The sequence below is a fragment of the Baekduia soli genome, assembly GCF_007970665.1.
GTDB classification, from domain to species: domain Bacteria; phylum Actinomycetota; class Thermoleophilia; order Solirubrobacterales; family Solirubrobacteraceae; genus Baekduia; species Baekduia soli.
This window is the reverse complement of record NZ_CP042430.1, coordinates 1,666,160-1,682,199: the sequence shown is the minus strand read 5'-3', so window position 1 is coordinate 1,682,199 and position 16,040 is coordinate 1,666,160. Positions and strand designations below refer to the sequence as shown.

The window sequence follows — 16,040 nt, the reverse complement described above, 5'->3', positions numbered from 1 at the left end:
AGGGCCGAACGGTTGGCCGGATCGGGTGGGACTCCCGCTCAGATGTTGATGCGGTCCCAGAACCAGACGATCGCGCCGCCGCCGGCGGCTCCGACGGCCACGAACGCGGCGAGCACGTAGAGCGTCAACACGCCGGCCAGGGCCCGCTGCCAGATGCGCGAGTACGCCGTGACCGCGGGCACGAGGATGAACACCACGTAGGCGGCGAGCCCGAGCACGCCGCAGCAGCCCGCGACGACGTAGGTGACCTCCTGGTTGCTCACGTCCGCGCCCCATTGTTGCGAAGGTGGCCGACGATGAGCGCCGCCATGCCGCACAGCGCGAAGATCATCGCGGCCAGCCCGAGGCCGCCCACGACGTCGGACAGGTAGTGCGCGCGCAGGTAGATGCGGGTCAGCGCGACCGCGACGACCGCCACGGACCCCGCGACCACGGCCGCGGTCGCCCGCGTCAGGCCGGGCAGCGAGCGCGTGAGCACGACGGCGATGGCGACCCAGACCACCGCGTAGGCGGCGTGGCCCGACGGGTAGCTCTCCCCCAGGGTGTCCACGAGCGACCGGGCCGGGCGCGGGCGGCCGACGAGGACCTTGGCCAGGTGCACGGCGGCCCACGTCAGCACGGTCGCGCCGCCCATCGCCGCCGCCTCGATGCGCCGCCGGCGCCACAGCAGCAGCGCCACGCAGAGCAGCGCCGCGGCGCCCGCGACCACGGAGGACCCGAGGTGGGTGACGACCCGGGCGACCTCGTCGAGCCAGTGCGTGCGCACCTCGTCGGCGATCGTGAACGCCCGCCGGTCGCCGGCGATGAGGACGTTGTCGCCCAGCGCGATCGCGTTGGCCGCGAACGCGAAGGAGCCGACGGCCGCGAAGGCCAGCAGCGTCGTCAGCTCCAGGCCCAGCTCCCCGGGGGTCAGGCGGCCGATGAGGAAGCGCACCGGGCCGCGCAGCCAGCGCGCGGTGGGGCGCACGACGGCGGCGACCGGGCGCAGGACGGGGCGGTCGAGCTGGCGGTCGACCCACGCCGCGGCCTCGCGGCGGCGCTCCTCCTGGCGCAGGCGGCGCCAGAGCCAGGCCACCCCCGCCAGGACGACGATCGTGGTGCCCAGCGCGAGCGTCCCGCGCTCGGCGTAGTGCAGCACCTGGTCGAAGCTCTGCCAGAAGACGTAGCCGAGGACGAGCAGCATCGTCGCCCACGCGCCGGCGCCGATGACGTCGTAGGGCAGGAAGCGCCGCAGCGGCATGCCCGAGGAGCCGGCCAGGAACGGGTTGACCGCGCGCACGACGCCGACGAACCGACCGAGCAGGATGGCCTTGCCGCCGTGGCGGTCGAAGAACGCCTCCACGGTGTGCAGGCGCTCCTCGGTGATGGAGACCTTCGGCCCGTGCCGCACCAGGAAGGCACGGCCGAGGCGCCGGCCCGCGTAGAAGCTGGCCAGGTCGCCCGCGACCGCGGCGGCCCACACGATCGCGATGAGCGCGACGAGCGAGATCGTCCCCTGCCCGGCGACGACGCCGCCGAAGATCAGGAACGTCTCGCCGGGCGCGATGAGGCCGACGAACGCGCCCGTCTCGAAGAACGCCATCACGGCGACGACGAGGTAGGTCCACTGCCCGAGCGTGCTGCCCGCGTCCTCGACGATCTGCTTGACGTTGGGCGGGTGCACGAGCCCGGACCCGTAGACGAGCAGGGCCAGGACGGCGAGCCCGCCGCCGATGAGCAGCGTGGGCTCGAGCCTGCGGCGGCGCACCGCCAGGAACGTGGCCAGCAGGACGGCGGCGACGAGCGGCCCCGTCTTCACGAGGCGAGCACCTCCCCGGCGTGCGGCCCGACGGGGCGCGTCACGACCGCGCCGGGGAACCGCTGCACCGCCGCCTCGCCGGCGTCGGGGTCGTGGAAGAGCCCCAGCACCGTCGGTCCGCTGCCGCTGACCATGGCGACGTCGGCCCCGGCCCCGCGCACGGCGTCCAGGGTCTCGGCGAGCTCGGGGCACAGCGACAGCGCGGCGGGCTCCAGCTCGTTGACGCACAGCGGGTCGGCCAGGTCGGGCAGCCCGGCGCGGACGATCTGGAGGGCCTGTTCCAGGCCGGCGTGGTCGCGCCCGAGGCCGAGCCGGTCGGCCTCGCGGTAGACGTCGGGGGTGGCCAGCGGACGGCCGGCGGGCACGACGAGCACGGCGTAGCGCGCGACGCCGGGCACGCGCTCCAGGCGCTCGCCGGCGCCCGTGGCCAGCACGCGGCCCGGGAGCACCTGGGCGGGCACGTCGGAGCCCAGCCCCTCGGCGATCGCGGTCAGCAGGTCGGGGTCCTCCCGGCCGGAGGCCCGGCCCAGCAGCCGCAGCGCGGCGGCGGCATCGGCCGACCCGCCGGCCATCCCGGCGGCGACCGGGATCCGCTTCTTGATGCTGATCCGCACGGGATCGCCGTCCCAGCCCGTCTGCGCGCGGAAGCGGGCGATCGCGGTCCCGACGAGGTTCTCGCCGTCGACGCCGGGGCAGACGACCTCGTCGCGCTCCGCGGCGTGCTCCAGGCGCACGCGGTCGGTCAGCGAGACCGACTGCATGACCGACACGAGCTCGTGGCGGCCGTCCTCGCGCGTCGGGCCGAGGTAGAGGCAGACGTTGATCTTCGCGGGCGCCCGCGTCTCCAGCAGGGTCATGACCGGAGCTGCTCCCACAGCCCGCGGAACTGCGCGGGCGTCAGCCGCTCGGCCCGCACGTCGACGGGCAGCCCGAGCGCCTCGAGCGCTTCCCGCGCCCGGTCGCGGGCCCCGGGCTCGCCCGTGTGGAGCTGCAGCGAGCGCGGCAGCGCCTTGCGCCGGTGGGCGAATGCGCCGTGGACCAGCCGTCGCAGACCAGGGTCCGGAGCGGGGCGGGTGCGGTGCAGCACGAGCAGGACGGAGTCGACGTTGGGCACCGGGTGGAAGACCGTGCGCGAGACCGCACGGTGCACCCGCACCTCGCAGGCCAGCTGGGCCAGGACGCTCGGCACCCCGTAGGCCGGCGTGCCCGCCCCGGCCGCGAAGCGCTCGCCGACCTCCCTCTGGACCATGGCCACCCAGCGGGTGACGGTCGGCAGGTCGAACACGGTGTTCAGGATCGCGGTGGCCGCGATCCCGTAGGGCAGGTTGGCCACGACGCACGTCGGCGCCGGGTCCAGCGCGCCGAGGTCGAGCGCCAGCGCGTCGCCGACGTGCAGCGTGGTCGCCGGGAACGGCGAGAGCGCGTCGCGCAGGGCGGGCTCGAGGTCGCGGTCGACCTCGACGACGTGCAGGTGCGCCGTGCGGGCGGCCAGGTGCTCGGAGAGCACGCCGAGGCCGCCGCCGATCTCCAGCGCGACGTCGCCGGGCGTGAGCTCGGCGGCGCGCTCGATGACCCCGAGGATGTTGGAGTCGATGAGGAAGTTCTGCCCCAGGTCGCGCTTGGGGCGAACGTCGAACTCGCGCATCCGTCGCAGGCTGGGCTGGGTCGGGGCGTCGCGCATGCGAGGTCCGGTGGCGGGGCCGGCGCCTACCACCCGAACAGCCGGGCGGCGTTGCGCTCGACGATCGTGTCGAGCTCGTCGTAGGCCTGGCCCCGCAGGTCGGCCACGAAGCGGGCCGTCTCGGTGACGAAGGCCGGCTGGTTGCGCTCCTTGCGCATCGCCTGCGGCGTGAGGTAGGGCGCGTCGGTCTCCACGAGCAGGCGGTCGTCGGGCACCCGCGCGGCGGCCGCGGCCAGGTCCTCGTTGCGCGGGTAGGTGACGTTGCCCGCGAAGGAGATCCACCAGCCCTCGGCCAGGCACTCGTCGAGCCGGTCGGCCATCGAGAAGCAGTGCAGGATGACCTCGAGGCCCTGCGCGCGCCGGCGCAGCGTGGCGATCGTCTCGTCCTCGGCCGCGCGCGTGTGGATGACCAGCGGCTTGCCCATCGCGCGGGCCAGCTCGATCTGGGCGGCGAACGCGCGCTCCTGGTCGGCACGCGGCGCGTAGTCGCGGAAGAAGTCCAGCCCGGTCTCGCCGATGGCCCGGCAGCGCTCGTGCGCGGCGAGCGCCCCGATCGCGGCGAGATCGCCGTCGTCGAAGCCGGTGGCCTTGTTGGGGTGGTGTCCGATCGCCGCGAAGACCTCGGGGAACGCCTCCGCGGTGTCCAGCGCCGCGCGGCCCGTCGGGCCGTCCTGGCCCACGGTGAGGATCCGGGTGACGCCGCACTGGCGCGCCGCCGCGACGAGCTCGGCGTCCGGCGGGGCGCACGAGTCCAGGTGCGTGTGGGAGTCGATCACGCGGCCTCGGGCGGCTGGTGCTTGGGGAACAGGGGCGCGATGTCGGCGACCGCGGTCGGCACGCAGGCGCCCAGCGTGGCGCCCGCCATCGCGACGTCGGGGGTCCCGAGCGCGTCGAGCAGCGTCGCGGCCCGGCCGGGGATCCACGGATGCAGCAGGACGGTGACCACGCGCAGGCCCTCGATGAGGGTCGTCAGGACGCGGTCCAGGTCGGCCTCGCGGCCCTCCTCCTTGGCCAGCTTCCAGGGTGCCTGCTCCTCGACGTAGCGGTTCAGCCGCCGCACGCGCAGCCAGATCTCCTCCAGCGCGGTCGTCAGCTCGGCGCGGCCCAGGAGCTCGCACACGCGCTCGGCGAGCCCGTCGAAGTCGGCGGCCAGCGCCGGGTCCAGCCCCGTGGCGGGCACGGCGCCGTCGCGGTAGCGGAGCACCATCTTGATCGTGCGGCTGGCCAGGTTGCCGTAGTCGTTGGCCAGCTCGGACTCGTAGCGCTGCTCGAAGTCCAGGGCCGAGACCGAGCCGTCCTGGCCGAAGCTCACGTCGCGCAGCAGGTAGAAGCGCAGCGCGTCGGAGCCGAAGGTCTCGATGACCGCGAACGGGTCCAGGACGTTGCCCAGCGACTTGGACATCTTGTGACCGTCCATGAGCAGGTAGCCGTGGACGAAGACGTGCTGGGGCAGCGGCAGGTCGGCGGCCATGAGCAGCGCGGGCCAGAAGACGCAGTGGAACTTGAGGATGTCCTTGGCGATGAAGTGGTAGGTCGCCGGCCAGAAGCGGTCGGTGAGGTCCTCCCCCTCGCGGGCGAACCCGAGCGCCGTGTAGTAGTTCAGCAGCGCGTCGAACCACACGTAGAACACGTGGCTGTCGTCCCACGGGACCGGGACGCCCCAGGTCAGCTTGCCGCGCGTGAGCGACACGTCCTGCAGGCCGCCGCGGATGAACGAGAGCGCCTCGTTGCGCCGGGAGGCGGGCGCCACGAAGTCCGGGTGCTCCTGGTAGAAGGCCTCGAGGCGATCCTGGAGCTTGGAGAGCTGGAAGAAGTAGTTCTCCTCCTGACGCCACTCGAGCTCGATGAGGTGGATGGGGCAGCGGTTGCCCTCGACGATCTCGTTCTCGACCTTGAAGTCGGCGCAGCGCGGGCAGAACGGCCCCTCGTAGACGCCGAGCTCGACGTAGCCGTTGTCCTTGACCTTCTGCAGCACGTCCTGCACGGCCTTGACGTGGCGCGGGTCCGACGTGCGGATGAAGTAGTCGTTGGTCGCGTCGAGCACCGGGGCCAGCGCCCTGAAGCGCTCGGCGTTCTTGTCGGCCAGCTCGCGCGGGGTCACCCCCGCCGCCTTGGCCGCGTCGGCGACCGGCTCGCCGTGCTCGTCGGTCCCCGTGAGGAAGAAGACGTCCTCGCCCCGCTGCCGGTGGTGGCGGGCCATCACGTCCGCGGCGATCGTCGTGTACGCGTGCCCGAGATGGGGCGCCGCGTTGACGTAGTAGATGGGCGTCGTGATGTAGAAGGACATCGGCGCCCTACGCTATCGAGGCGCCGCCGCCACTCGGGCGCGCGCACGCCGCCGGCGCCGCCGGCCGAGGCCCGCGCCGCCCGCCGCGCCGCCGGCCACGAGCCCGAGCCCGGCCCAGGCCGGCCAGGGCAGCGGAGCCGCCGGCGCTCCCGCCCGCTCCGGCCCGACCTCGCGCCGCGACGGCACCGGCGCCCGCGGGCGCCGGCCGGCAGGCGGGGCCGCGCCCGGGGCGCGCGGCGGGCGGGGCCGTCGACGAGCTCCAGCGGATCGAGGTAGCCCAGCCGGTCGCCGGCGCGGCGGGCGCCCAGGCGCAGCACGCCGCGAGCGCCGAGCCGGCCGACCGTGGCGCCCGCGCGCACCCGCGCCCCGGGGCGCACCGCGATCGCCGCCAGCCCCAGCTCGGTGGCCACGAGCGCACCGCAGCGCAGGGAGACGCCGCGGCCCCAGCGCGGCACGCGGCCGGCGTGGCGCACCCGGCCGTCGCAGACGGCCCGCACCGCGGCGCCGGGCCGCGCGCGCAGGTCGACGCCGCGCCGGCGCCCGCGCTCGAACGGCGCGTCGCGCCCGTAGGTGAAGGGCCCCGCGAGCACGGCGCCCGGCAGCGGGCGCTGCCAGCCGCTGCCGGCCGCCGCCGCCGCGGGCGCGGCGCCGGCCAGGACGACGGCCAGCGCGGTCAGCAGGACGGGGACGGGTCGGGGCATGGCCGCCGATGCTCGCGCCCGACGGTCCGGCGCGGGCCGGCGACGCGCAACCGGCACCGTCCCGGCTCGCCCGCGTGACGATCGGCGCGCCGGTCGTCGCTAGCGCGCCATGAGCGCGCGGTAGAGCTCGTTGGCCGCCACGCCCGTGAGCTCGGAGACGACGGTGGCGGCGGGCCGCGGCTTGGCCCCGGCCTCGACGAGGCGCACGAGGGCCGCGAGCGCCGGGCCGGCGTCGGCGGCCTCGGGCGGAGCGGCGCCGATGACGACGACGACCTCGCCGCGCGGCTCCTCCGCGGCGTAGCGGCGGGCCAGCTCGCCGGCGGTGCCGCGCACGACCTCCTCGTGGAGCTTGGTCAGCTCCCGGCAGACCGCGACGGGGCGGTCGGGGTCGACGTCGGCCAGGACCGCGAGCGCGGCGCCCACGCGCCGCGGCGACTCGAAGGCCACGAGCGTCTCGGCCGCCCCGCGCAGCAGCGCCACGAGCTCGCCCTTCTTGCGCGGCAGGAACCCCGCGAAGCGCCACGTCCCCGCCGGCAGCCCCGACACGACGAGCGCGGCGAGCGCCGCCGAGGGCCCCGGGAGCACCTCGACCCCCACGCCCGCGGCCACGCAGGCCTGCACGAGGACGAAGCCGGGATCGGAGACCAGCGGCATGCCCGCGTCGCTGCAGAGCGCCACGGTCGCTCCCTCCTGCATGCGCGCCACCAGCTCGGACGCGCGGGAGGCCTCGTTGTGCTCGTGGTAGCTGACCGTGCGCGCCTTGACGCCGTAGCGGTCCAGGAGCACCCGCGTGCGGCGGGTGTCCTCGCAGGCGATGACGTCGGCCTCGCGCAGCGCGCTGAGCACCCGCAGGGTCACGTCCTCGAGGTTGCCGATCGGCGTCGGGCACACCACGAGCCGGCCGGTCACGCCGCCTCCGCCGCGGCCGCGGGGTCGTCGAGGAGATCCATGGCCAGCAGGGCGGCGCCGATCATCCCCGACGCGTCGCCGAAGCGGGTCGGCACCACGCGGACCTGGTCGCGCGACGGCGCCAGCGCCCGCTCGGCGAGCACGCGGCGCGCGGGCTCGAGCAGCAGGTCGCCCGCTGCCACGACGGCCCCGCCGATGGCCACGACCTCCGGGTTGAGGATGTTCACGATGTTGCCCAGGCCGATGCCCAGGTAGGTGCCCATGAGCGCGACGACGTCGCGCGCGGCCTGGTCGCCGTCGTGCGCCAGCTCGGTGACGAGCATCCCCGTGACCTCGCGCCCCGACGCCAGCGCCCGTCCCAGCCCCGACTCGGGCGCCCCACGGGCGACGCGCAGCCCGCCGCGGCCCAGGGCCGAGCCCGACACGAACATCTCCAGGCATCCGGCGTTGCCGCACGAGCACTGCGGCCCGTCGATGTCGACGACCATGTGCCCCCACTCGCCCGCGCCGCCGTGCGCGCCGTGCACGACGCGGCCGTCGACGACGATCCCCCCGCCGATCCCCGTGCCCAGCGTCAGCAGCGCGGCGGTGTGCGTCCCGCGCGCCGCGCCGTGGCGGTGCTCGGCGAGCATCGCGGCGTTGGCGTCGTTGTCGACGACGACCGGCAGGCCGAGGCGCTCGGCCATCACGTCGCGGAACGGGAGGTCGTGCAGTGGCAGGTGCACCGTCGTCGCCGCGACCCCCGTGCGCCGGTCGACGAGCGACGGGATGCCGAACCCGACCGCGCGCACGTCGGCGTCGGCGGCCTCGCGGGCCTCGCGGACCGCGTCGACCAGGGCGTCCAGGAGCGCCTCGGCGGTCGTGCCGTCCCGGGAGTGACGGAGCACGCGGTGGTGCACGTTGAGGTCTCGGTCGACGACCCCGGCGAGCAGCTTGGTGCCTCCCAGATCGACGCCGATCACGCACCCGGCGGCCATGCGCGTCACCCTACCCGGTGCATGTCGATGCCTCCCGACCCCCGCCGGAGTACACGAAGTACCGGACCGCGCCGCGCCTGCTGCGCCGCGGGCCCCGCGACGGGGGGTCGCTGCTGGACGAGCTGCGGCGCGGCCGCGGCGCCGACGCACCGCCCCTCGGCGGGGCCCCCGCGCCGCAGCCCGGGCCGGCGGGGCCCGGCGCGCCGCCGCCCGAGGCCCCCGGTCGCCGCCGCCTGCCGCTGCCCTGGCGGCCCCGCCGGCGCGGCCCGATCAGCGTCGGGCGGGTCGTGAAGTGGATCGTGCTCGCGGTCCTGGGCTGGCTCGCGCTCTCGCTCGTGCTCTTCCTCATCAGCGCCCAGCTGCAGCAGGGCGACCTCAGCGGCAAGGTCAGCCTCGCCGGCGCCGGGTACCCGCTGACGAGCGCCAACACGATCCTCGTGCTCGGCTCCGACCAGCGCACGAAGGGCTCCAAGGAGCCCGGCGCGTCGACGAGCGGGCCGAGCCGCTCGGACTCGATCATGCTCATGCGCGTCGGGGGCGGCAGGAGCGCCCGGCTCTCCATCCCGCGCGACACCGTCGTCGACATCCCCGGCCACGGCCGCAACAAGATCAACGCCGCGTACGCGTTCGGGGGACCGGCCCTGGCCGTGCAGACCATCGAGCAGTACCTCGGCATCAAGGTCAACCACCTCATCGAGGTCGACTTCGCGAACTTCCCGCAGCTCATCGACGCCATGGGCGGCATCGACTACGAGGGCGGCTGCGTCGTCTCGCGCATCAACGGCGGCTTCAAGAACGGCGGCTACACGCTGCGCCTGAAGAAGGGCAAGACCCACATCGACGGCAAGCAGGCCCTGGCGCTGGCCCGCACGCGCCACAACGACTGCAACGCCCGCGAATCCGACCTCACCCGCGCCCGGCGCCAGCAGAAGATCCTGTCGGCGATGAAGTCGCGCCTGGTCTCGCCCTACGCGTTCCCGCGGCTGCCGTTCATCGCCTGGAACACGCCCAAGGCCCTCAAGTCCGACATGGGCGGACCGACCCTCCTGGGCCTGTTCGGCGCCCTGGCCACCGGCGGCTCGCCGCCGACGCGCATCCTCAAGCCCGACGGCTTCGAGCAGGCCCCGGGGGGCGGCGCCGGGCTGCACGTGTCCGACGCCGAGAAGCAGCGCGACGTCGCGCGCTTCCTGAAGGGCTGAGCTACTTCTTCTTCGAGGACGACGAGGACGAGGACTTCTTCTCCGGCTTGGACGAGCCGGAGTCCTTGGCCTTGGACTCCGCCTTGGGGGCCTTGTCCGAGGAGTCCTTGCTCTCCTTGGCCTTCTCGGCCTGCTTGGCCTCGTGCTTGTCGGCGCCGGACTCGGCGGACTCGCGCAGCTCGCGGTTGCGGCGTTTGGTCCCGTAGTCCGTGTTGTAGAAGCCCTTCCCCTTGAAATGGATCGCGGGGGCGTGGAGTACGCGCTCGACCGGGACGCCGGTCTCCGGATCCTCCGTGAGCGGATCGTCCGCCATGGACTGGAGGACCTCGAACGTCGTGCCGTTCGGGCGCCGGTATTCATAGATCGGCATTGGCACTCTCAGTATACGAGTGCCAGGGAAAAGACTCGCCCGGCGGCTCGTCTTCCCTTCCGCGAACCCGCCCGGGGGCTCGTTCGCGGGGCGCGCGTGGCTCGATGGCACGGGTGGACGATCCCCTGCGGCTGGCTAGAGTCCGGCGCGTGCCTTCCGCCGACGTCGTGACGATGGACAAGATCGTGGCGCTCTCCAAGCGCCGCGGCCTGATCTTCCCCGCCTCCGAGATCTACGGCGGCATCGCGAACACCTACGACTACGGGCACTACGGCGTCCTGCTCAAGCGCAACGTCGTCGACGCGTGGTGGGACGCGATGCTCCAGGAGCGCGACGACGTCGTCGCGCTGGACTCCGCGATCATCCAGCACCCGAAGACGTGGGAGGCCTCGGGCCACCTCGCGGGCTTCACCGACCCGCTCGTGGACTGCAAGACGTGCAAGCGCCGCTTCCGCGCCGACCACCTCGACGAGGCCCGCGCTGACGCCGACGCCCACCCCGACGTCCGCTGCGGGCGCAGGCCCTCGCGCCTCCCCGGCGAGACCGATGAGTGCGAGCTCACCGAGCCGCGCGCGTTCAACCTCATGTTCGAGACCTCGGTCGGGCCGGTGAAGGACACGGGCTCCACCGTGTTCCTGCGCCCGGAGACCGCACAGGGCATCTTCCTGGACTTCAAGACCGTGCTGACGTTCGCGCGCCGGCGCCCGCCGTTCGGCATCGCCCAGGTCGGCAAGTCGTTCCGCAACGAGATCACCCCGGGCAACTTCATCTTCCGCACGCTGGAGTTCGAGCAGATGGAGATGGAGTTCTTCGTCCCGCCCGAGCAGGCCGCCGACTGGTACGCCCACTGGAAGCAGGCCCGGATGGACTGGTACGCCGAGCTCGGCATCCGGCCCGACCACCTGCGCCTGCGCGACCACGACCCCGACGAGCTCAGCCACTACTCCAGCGGCACGGCCGACGTCGAGTACCTCTTCCCCATGGGCTGGTCCGAGCTGGAGGGCATCGCCAACCGCGGCGACTTCGACCTCACCGCGCACGCCGCGGCCTCGGGCAAGGACCTCGAGGTCGTCGAGCCCGACGGCCGCCGGTACGTGCCGCACGTCATCGAGCCGGCCGCCGGCGTCGGGCGCTCGCTGCTGGCCTTCCTGGCCGACGCCTACGACGAGGAGGCCGTCGAGGGCGAGTCGCGCACCGTGCTCAAGCTGCACCCACGGCTGTCGCCGGTCAAGGTCGCGGTGCTGCCGCTCGTGCGCAAGGACGGCCAGCCCGAGCTCGCGCGTGAGATCCACGCGACGCTCAAGCGCCGCATGCAGGCCGAGTACGACGAGGGCGGCTCGATCGGCAAGCGCTACCGCCGCCAGGACGAGATCGGCACGCCGTGGTGCGTGACGATCGACCACGAGACGCTGCAGGACCGCACGGTGACGGTCCGCGACCGCGACACGCTGGCCCAGGAGCGCGTCGCGATCGACGCGCTGCCCGAGCTGCTGTCGGCGCGGCTGGCCGCGCCGTGGCGCTCGCCCAAGCTGCTGGAGGACTAGGCCGCGGCCCAGGTGGCGTCGGCGGCGTCGCGCAGGCCGCCGGCCGCCGCGGCGGCGCGGGACGAGCGGCGGGCGATCATGAGGCCCAGCGTGGTGGGCCGGTAGGTCGGCTCGAGCGGGTGCTCGGGGCACGGCACGGTGCGCACGAATCCGGCGACCCGCGCGACGGAGAGCTGGCGAGTGGCGGCGGCGCGGCCGAGGCGATCGCTGTCCTCGAGGTCGCGCAGGCTCATCGGGCGACCCTCGTCGGCCAGTACGCAGAGCAGCTCGCAGGCGACGGTGCGGAAGGGATCGCCGTGATCGTTCATCTCCGAACCACACCCTTCCGGGCGGGTGGGACCCTGTCCACGGGCGCGCAGCATCTGCACGGGTTCCCGCACCCGTACCGCAACTTCCGGCCCGGGATGCGCAGGTTTGCCCGAGGACACGCCGCGCCCAACGCGCGGTCGCAGCTCAGCCGATGAGCGCACCGACGGCCAGCACCCCGGCCGCGACGGTGGCCCGGTGGTCGTGGCCGGGGTCGCCGAGCATGCGCAGCGCCAGGCCGTCGCCCAGCCCGAAGAGGACCTCGGCGATGGCCTCCGGCTCGGCGCGCAGGACGAGCACGCCCTCGGCCTCCTTGGCCCGCAGGACCTGCGCGACCTGCGCCCGGGTGCGCCGGACGAGCTCCCCGAACTCCGCCGCGATCTCCGGGTTGCGCCGCGAGAGCGTGAAGACCTCGAACGACAGCGCCAGGAACTCCGTGTCCTGCGCGACCAGGTCCTCCAGCGTGCCGCGCAGCAGCGCGATGAAGTCCGCGGCGCTGGAGGCCCGTGCGAGCTGCTCGTCCAGCGCGGCCATCCGCAGGTCGGTGTCGCGGCGCACGACCTCGGCCAGCAGCCGTTCCTTGGAGCCGAAGTAGTAGTGCAGCAGCCCGCGGGACACCCCGGCGTCGCGCGCGACGTGGTCGAACGTCGAGCCGGCGACGCCCCGCGCGGCGACGGAGGCGCGCATGGCGTCGACGATGCGCTGGGCCCTCTCGCCGCTGAGCTGCGAGCGCTGGGAGGCCGCCTCCATGGCCGACGATGCTAGCTGGCCGGCCAGCACGCGGCGGGCGACCCCCGGCACGAGAAGGGCGCCCCGGAGGGCGCCCTGGTCGCTGCCGGGTGTCCGGGCGCGGGCCGCGCTAGGCGGCGGTGCCGCTCGCCGGGGTCGACGACGGCGTGGTGGTCGACGTGTAGTCGAACTCCTCCTCGGCGCCGAAGAGGGCGTCGAGCAGCTTGGAGCGCAGGTCGGAGCTGATCGCCAGGGCGGCTCCGCCGGCGACCAGGAGGAAGAGCAGCTTGCGGCCGAAGCCCCCGCGCTTCTTCTTCTTCGGACCGTCCTTCAGCGCCGAGCCGGCGTCCTTGAGCGCCTCGGCCGCGGTCTGCACGTTCTTGTGGAACTTCTTGTCGTCCGTGAGGACCTTGGCGGGGGTCTTGCCGTTGTTCAGCCGGTCGAACGCGTCACGGGCGGCCTCGAACGCGACGCGGACGTTGTCGCGCAGGTCGTCGTCCTCGACGACACGCTGGACATACGGGTTATGGCGCGCCGCGGTGACAGCGCCGGCGGCCGCGGCCGCCTTCTTCTTCTTGGCCATACAGCTTCCCTTTGTGGTCGGGGGTCCTGCGGCGAGCATACCCGGACCCCACCGGATGTCACGCCGGGGATTGCAGCGCCGCGGCGAGGACCTCGCCGATCTCGGTCACCCACACGAACGCCAGGCGCCGGCGCAGGTGCTCGGGGACGTCCTCGACGTCGGCCTCGTTGAGCGCCGGGGCGATGACCGTGCGCACGCCGTTGCGCTGGGCGGCGAGCACCTTCTCCTTCAGGCCGCCGATCGGCAGGACCTGCCCGGTGAGCGTGATCTCGCCCGTCATCGCCACGTCGTCGCGCACGCAGCGGCCCGTGATGAGCGAGGCGAGCGCCGTGGCCATGGTGATCCCCGCGCTCGGGCCGTCCTTGGGCGTGGCGCCCGCGGGGACGTGGACGTGCAGGTCGTGGTCGGCGAACCAGGCGCCGGGCAGGTCGGGGGCGATCTCGTGGGCGTGCGCCTTGACCCAGGTCAGCGCGGCCTGCGCCGACTCCTTCATGACGTCTCCGAGCTGGCCGGTGAGGACGAGGTGGCCCTTGCCCGGCGTGCTGCTGGCCTCGATGAACAGGACGTCGCCGCCGACCGGCGTCCACGCCAGCCCCGTCGCCACGCCCGGCCCCTGGGTCCGTCGCTGGACGTCGGGGTGGAAGCGCGGGCGCCCGAGCAGCTCGCGCACGCGCTCGGGGGTGATGGCGGTCCGATCGGGCTTGGCCGCCGTGCCGTCGGCGCCGACGGACTCCGCCACGCCGCGGGCGACCTTGCGGCAGATCGTGCCGAGCTCGCGCTCGAGCTGGCGGACGCCCGCCTCTCGCGTGTAGTCGGCGATGACCCGGCGCAGCGCGCGGTCGCCGATCGACAGCCAGGAGCGGCGCAGGCCGTTGCGCTCGATCTGGCGCGGCACGAGGTAGCGCTTGGCGATCTGGAGCTTCTCGTCCTCGGTGTAGCCGGCGAGCTGGATGATCTCCATGCGGTCGCGCAGCGGTCCGGGCACGCGGTCCAGGTCGTTGGCCGTGCAGATGAAGATGACCCGGCTGAGGTCGAACGGGACGTCGAGGTAGTGGTCGCGGAACGTCGAGTTCTGCTCGGGGTCGAGCACCTCGAGCATGGCGCTGGAAGGGTCGCCGCGGAAGTCCGAGCCCATCTTGTCGATCTCGTCGATCATGAACAGCGGGTTGTTGGATCCGGCGTCGCGGACCGCGCGGATGATCGTCCCGGGCATCGCGCCGATGTAGGTCCGGCGGTGGCCGCGGATCTCGGCCTCGTCGCGCACCCCGCCGACGCTGATGCGCTCGAAGCGCCGCCCCAGCGCGCGCGCCACCGAGCGCCCCAGCGACGTCTTGCCGACGCCGGGCGGCCCGGCGAAGCAGAGGATCGTGCCGCGGGCGTCCGGCTTGAGCTTGCGGACCGCCAGGAACTCGAGAATACGGTCCTTGACCTGCTCGATGTCGTAGTGGTCGGCGTCGAGCACCTCGCGGGCGTGCGCGAGGTCGAGGTCGTCCTCGGTGGCGGTGTCCCACGGCAGCGACGCGATCCACTCCAGGTAGGTGCGGATGACGCCGTGCTCGGCGGCCTGGGCGGGGAGCTGCTCGAGGCGGCGCAGCTCGCGGTCGGCCTGCTTGCGCACCTCCTCGGGCAGCTCGAGGTCGGCGAGCTGCTCGCGCAGCTCCCGGGCCTCCTCGGCGGACTCGTCGAACTCGCCCAGCTCGGCCTGGATCGTCTTGAGCTGCTGGCGCAGCACGTACTCACGCTGGCCCTTGTCGATCTCGGACTGGACCTGGTCCTGGATCTGGGTGCCGATCGTGATGACCTCGAGCTCGCGCGCCAGCAGCTCGGCCAGGCGGCGCAGCCGGCGGGCGACGTCGGCCTCCTCCAGCAGCGCCTGGCGCTCCTCGGAGGGCATGCGCAGCGAGCCGGCGATGAGGTGCGTCAGCGCGGACGGGTCGTCGATGTTGGCGACGGCGGTCTGGAGCTCTTCGGGCAGGTAGGGCACGCGCTCGACGATGCGCATGAACGTCTCCTGCACGTTGCGCATGAGCGCGGTGAGCTCGGGCGACTCGCGGACGACGTCGGGCAGCTCCAGCACGCGCGCGACGAGGTAGGGCGTCTCGCGCTCCCAGTGGGTCAGGCGGACGCGCTGGGCGCCCTGGACGAGCACCCGCAGCGTGCCGTCGGGGACCTTGAGCATCCGCGCGACCGCGCCGACGACGCCGACGTCGTAGAGGTCCTCAGGGCCGGGCGCCTCGAGCTCGGGCCGCCGCGAGGCGACCATGACGAGCAGGCGGTCGCCGGCCAGGACGTCGTTGACGAGCTGGATCGAGCGCTCCTGGCCGATCGCCAGCGGCGTCAGCGTGTCGGGCAGCGGGACGGCCTCGCGCAGTGGCAGGACGGGGAGCAGCTCGGGCACGCGGTTGCGCGCGCCCACCTCGACCGGACGTCCCGCCCCTTCGGAGCTGATCTCGATCACGGCCGGACTCAGCGCCCGGGCTCGTCGGGGTCCGGGATCTCGATCGGGACGCGCCGTGCGCGGGCGTCGGCCGAGACCAGCGGCAGCTCGACGCGCAGGATCCCGTCGCGGTAGGTCGCGCGGGCCTCCTCGGCCACGACGTCGGCGCCGAGCGGGATCACGCGCCGGAACGGCCCGAAGTCGATCTCGAGCTGCTGGTAGACCCGGCCCTCGGCCTCGGCGTCGGCCGGGCGGCGGTGGCCGGCGATGACGAGCTCGCGGCCCTCGATGTCCAGGCCGATCTCGTCGGGGTCGATGCCCGCCAGCTCGGCGTGGACGACCGCGCGCGGCGGGTCGGGGCCGGGTGGGGTCTCGTAGAAGACGTCGACCGCCGGGGAGAAGCCGCCGCGGTGGCGGGCACCGAGCACGCCGGTGCCGAACACGTCGCCGAACAGCTCGTCCATCTCGCGGCGCATCCATTCGAAGTTGGCGAAGAGGTCACGCTCGGGGGCCACGGCA

17 protein-coding genes are annotated in these 16,040 nt (G+C 74.1%); 2 read left to right on the top strand and 15 right to left on the bottom strand.

Annotated elements, in window-relative coordinates; all coding sequences use genetic code 11:
- Positions 1–38: 38 nt before the first annotated feature.
- The 9 genes from FSW04_RS07770 to FSW04_RS07730 all read right to left on the bottom strand — a co-directional run bounded on the left by FSW04_RS07770 (position 39) and on the right by FSW04_RS07730 (position 8,353).
- Positions 39–263 (bottom strand): hypothetical protein, encoded by a 225-nt coding sequence (locus FSW04_RS07770; protein WP_146917994.1) that lies wholly within the window; start codon positions 261–263, stop codon positions 39–41.
- Entirely contained in the window at positions 260–1,798 is a 1,539-nt protein-coding gene (locus FSW04_RS07765; protein ID WP_146917992.1) for a VTT domain-containing protein, read from the bottom strand. The genes FSW04_RS07770 and FSW04_RS07765 overlap by 4 nt, the downstream gene beginning before the upstream one ends.
- Positions 1,795–2,655, bottom strand: coding sequence for a 4-(cytidine 5'-diphospho)-2-C-methyl-D-erythritol kinase (locus tag FSW04_RS07760; protein ID WP_146917990.1), 861 nt, complete (start codon positions 2,653–2,655; stop codon positions 1,795–1,797). The genes FSW04_RS07765 and FSW04_RS07760 overlap by 4 nt, the downstream gene beginning before the upstream one ends.
- Complete coding sequence (rsmA, locus tag FSW04_RS07755; protein ID WP_146917988.1) at positions 2,652–3,479, bottom strand: 16S rRNA (adenine(1518)-N(6)/adenine(1519)-N(6))-dimethyltransferase RsmA; 828 nt, start codon at positions 3,477–3,479, stop codon at positions 2,652–2,654. Before rsmA ends, FSW04_RS07760 begins: the two co-directional genes overlap by 4 nt.
- 26 nt (positions 3,480–3,505) lie before the next feature.
- Positions 3,506–4,255 (bottom strand): TatD family hydrolase, encoded by a 750-nt coding sequence (locus FSW04_RS07750; RefSeq protein WP_146917986.1) that lies wholly within the window; start codon positions 4,253–4,255, stop codon positions 3,506–3,508.
- Positions 4,252–5,766 carry a methionine--tRNA ligase gene (gene metG, locus FSW04_RS07745; protein ID WP_146917983.1) on the bottom strand — a complete coding sequence of 505 codons (1,515 nt, stop codon included), beginning with the start codon at positions 5,764–5,766 and terminating at the stop codon, positions 4,252–4,254. Before metG ends, FSW04_RS07750 begins: the two co-directional genes overlap by 4 nt.
- Positions 5,679–6,467: a M23 family metallopeptidase gene (locus tag FSW04_RS25770; RefSeq protein WP_187369335.1), complete on the bottom strand. Its 789-nt coding sequence runs from the start codon at positions 6,465–6,467 to the stop codon at positions 5,679–5,681. The genes metG and FSW04_RS25770 overlap by 88 nt, the downstream gene beginning before the upstream one ends.
- 99 nt (positions 6,468–6,566) lie before the next feature.
- Positions 6,567–7,376 (bottom strand): 16S rRNA (cytidine(1402)-2'-O)-methyltransferase, encoded by an 810-nt coding sequence (gene rsmI, locus FSW04_RS07735; protein ID WP_146917981.1) that lies wholly within the window; start codon positions 7,374–7,376, stop codon positions 6,567–6,569.
- Positions 7,373–8,353: an ROK family protein gene (locus FSW04_RS07730; RefSeq protein WP_146917979.1), complete on the bottom strand. Its 981-nt coding sequence runs from the start codon at positions 8,351–8,353 to the stop codon at positions 7,373–7,375. Before FSW04_RS07730 ends, rsmI begins: the two co-directional genes overlap by 4 nt.
- Before the next feature lie 17 nt (positions 8,354–8,370).
- Between FSW04_RS07730 and FSW04_RS07725 the strand changes: the two genes are divergently transcribed.
- A complete protein-coding gene (locus FSW04_RS07725; RefSeq protein WP_146917977.1) occupies positions 8,371–9,552 on the top strand; it encodes an LCP family protein in 1,182 nt (393 codons plus the stop codon).
- Between the two features lies 1 nt (position 9,553).
- Here FSW04_RS07725 and FSW04_RS07720 read toward each other — a convergent pair whose 3' ends face one another.
- Complete coding sequence (locus FSW04_RS07720; protein ID WP_146917975.1) at positions 9,554–9,922, bottom strand: FmdB family zinc ribbon protein; 369 nt, start codon at positions 9,920–9,922, stop codon at positions 9,554–9,556.
- A 173-nt stretch (positions 9,923–10,095) separates the two neighbouring features.
- Here FSW04_RS07720 and FSW04_RS07715 point away from each other — a divergent pair, with 173 nt between their 5' ends.
- Positions 10,096–11,466: a glycine--tRNA ligase gene (locus tag FSW04_RS07715; RefSeq protein WP_146923579.1), complete on the top strand. Its 1,371-nt coding sequence runs from the start codon at positions 10,096–10,098 to the stop codon at positions 11,464–11,466.
- On the opposite strand, the gene FSW04_RS07710 is transcribed toward FSW04_RS07715, so the two are convergent.
- The 5 genes from FSW04_RS07710 to FSW04_RS07690 all read right to left on the bottom strand — a co-directional run bounded on the left by FSW04_RS07710 (position 11,463) and on the right by FSW04_RS07690 (position 16,036).
- Positions 11,463–11,774 (bottom strand): hypothetical protein, encoded by a 312-nt coding sequence (locus FSW04_RS07710; protein WP_146917973.1) that lies wholly within the window; start codon positions 11,772–11,774, stop codon positions 11,463–11,465. The genes FSW04_RS07715 and FSW04_RS07710 overlap by 4 nt on opposite strands.
- A gap of 145 nt (positions 11,775–11,919) precedes the next feature.
- Entirely contained in the window at positions 11,920–12,522 is a 603-nt protein-coding gene (locus FSW04_RS07705) for a TetR/AcrR family transcriptional regulator (protein WP_146917971.1), read from the bottom strand.
- Positions 12,523–12,631: 109 nt separating this feature from the next.
- A complete protein-coding gene (locus FSW04_RS07700; protein WP_146917969.1) occupies positions 12,632–13,084 on the bottom strand; it encodes a hypothetical protein in 453 nt (150 codons plus the stop codon).
- 58 nt (positions 13,085–13,142) lie between these two features.
- Positions 13,143–15,542, bottom strand: a complete 2,400-nt coding sequence (gene lon / locus FSW04_RS07695; RefSeq protein ID WP_146917967.1) for an endopeptidase La — start codon at positions 15,540–15,542, stop codon at positions 13,143–13,145.
- 8 nt (positions 15,543–15,550) lie between these two features.
- A complete protein-coding gene (locus FSW04_RS07690) occupies positions 15,551–16,036 on the bottom strand; it encodes an Hsp20/alpha crystallin family protein (protein WP_228430987.1) in 486 nt (161 codons plus the stop codon).
- Positions 16,037–16,040: the final 4 nt, after the last annotated feature.

What these genes read in the sequence shown, in the direction of transcription:
- FSW04_RS07760 (WP_146917990.1), bottom strand. Translation starts at nt 2,655, where the DNA reads ATGACCCTGCTGGAGACGCGGGCGCCCGCGAAGATCAACGTCTGCCTC.
- rsmA (WP_146917988.1), bottom strand. Translation starts at nt 3,479, where the DNA reads ATGCGCGACGCCCCGACCCAGCCCAGCCTGCGACGGATGCGCGAGTTC.
- metG (WP_146917983.1), bottom strand. Translation starts at nt 5,766, where the DNA reads ATGTCCTTCTACATCACGACGCCCATCTACTACGTCAACGCGGCGCCC.
- FSW04_RS25770 (WP_187369335.1), bottom strand. Translation starts at nt 6,467, where the DNA reads ATGCCCCGACCCGTCCCCGTCCTGCTGACCGCGCTGGCCGTCGTCCTG.
- FSW04_RS07730 (WP_146917979.1), bottom strand. Translation starts at nt 8,353, where the DNA reads ATGGCCGCCGGGTGCGTGATCGGCGTCGATCTGGGAGGCACCAAGCTG.
- FSW04_RS07720 (WP_146917975.1), bottom strand. Translation starts at nt 9,922, where the DNA reads ATGCCGATCTATGAATACCGGCGCCCGAACGGCACGACGTTCGAGGTC.
- FSW04_RS07715 (WP_146923579.1), top strand. Translation starts at nt 10,096, where the DNA reads ATGGACAAGATCGTGGCGCTCTCCAAGCGCCGCGGCCTGATCTTCCCC.
- FSW04_RS07710 (WP_146917973.1), bottom strand. Translation starts at nt 11,774, where the DNA reads ATGAACGATCACGGCGATCCCTTCCGCACCGTCGCCTGCGAGCTGCTC.
- FSW04_RS07705 (WP_146917971.1), bottom strand. Translation starts at nt 12,522, where the DNA reads ATGGAGGCGGCCTCCCAGCGCTCGCAGCTCAGCGGCGAGAGGGCCCAG.
- FSW04_RS07700 (WP_146917969.1), bottom strand. Translation starts at nt 13,084, where the DNA reads ATGGCCAAGAAGAAGAAGGCGGCCGCGGCCGCCGGCGCTGTCACCGCG.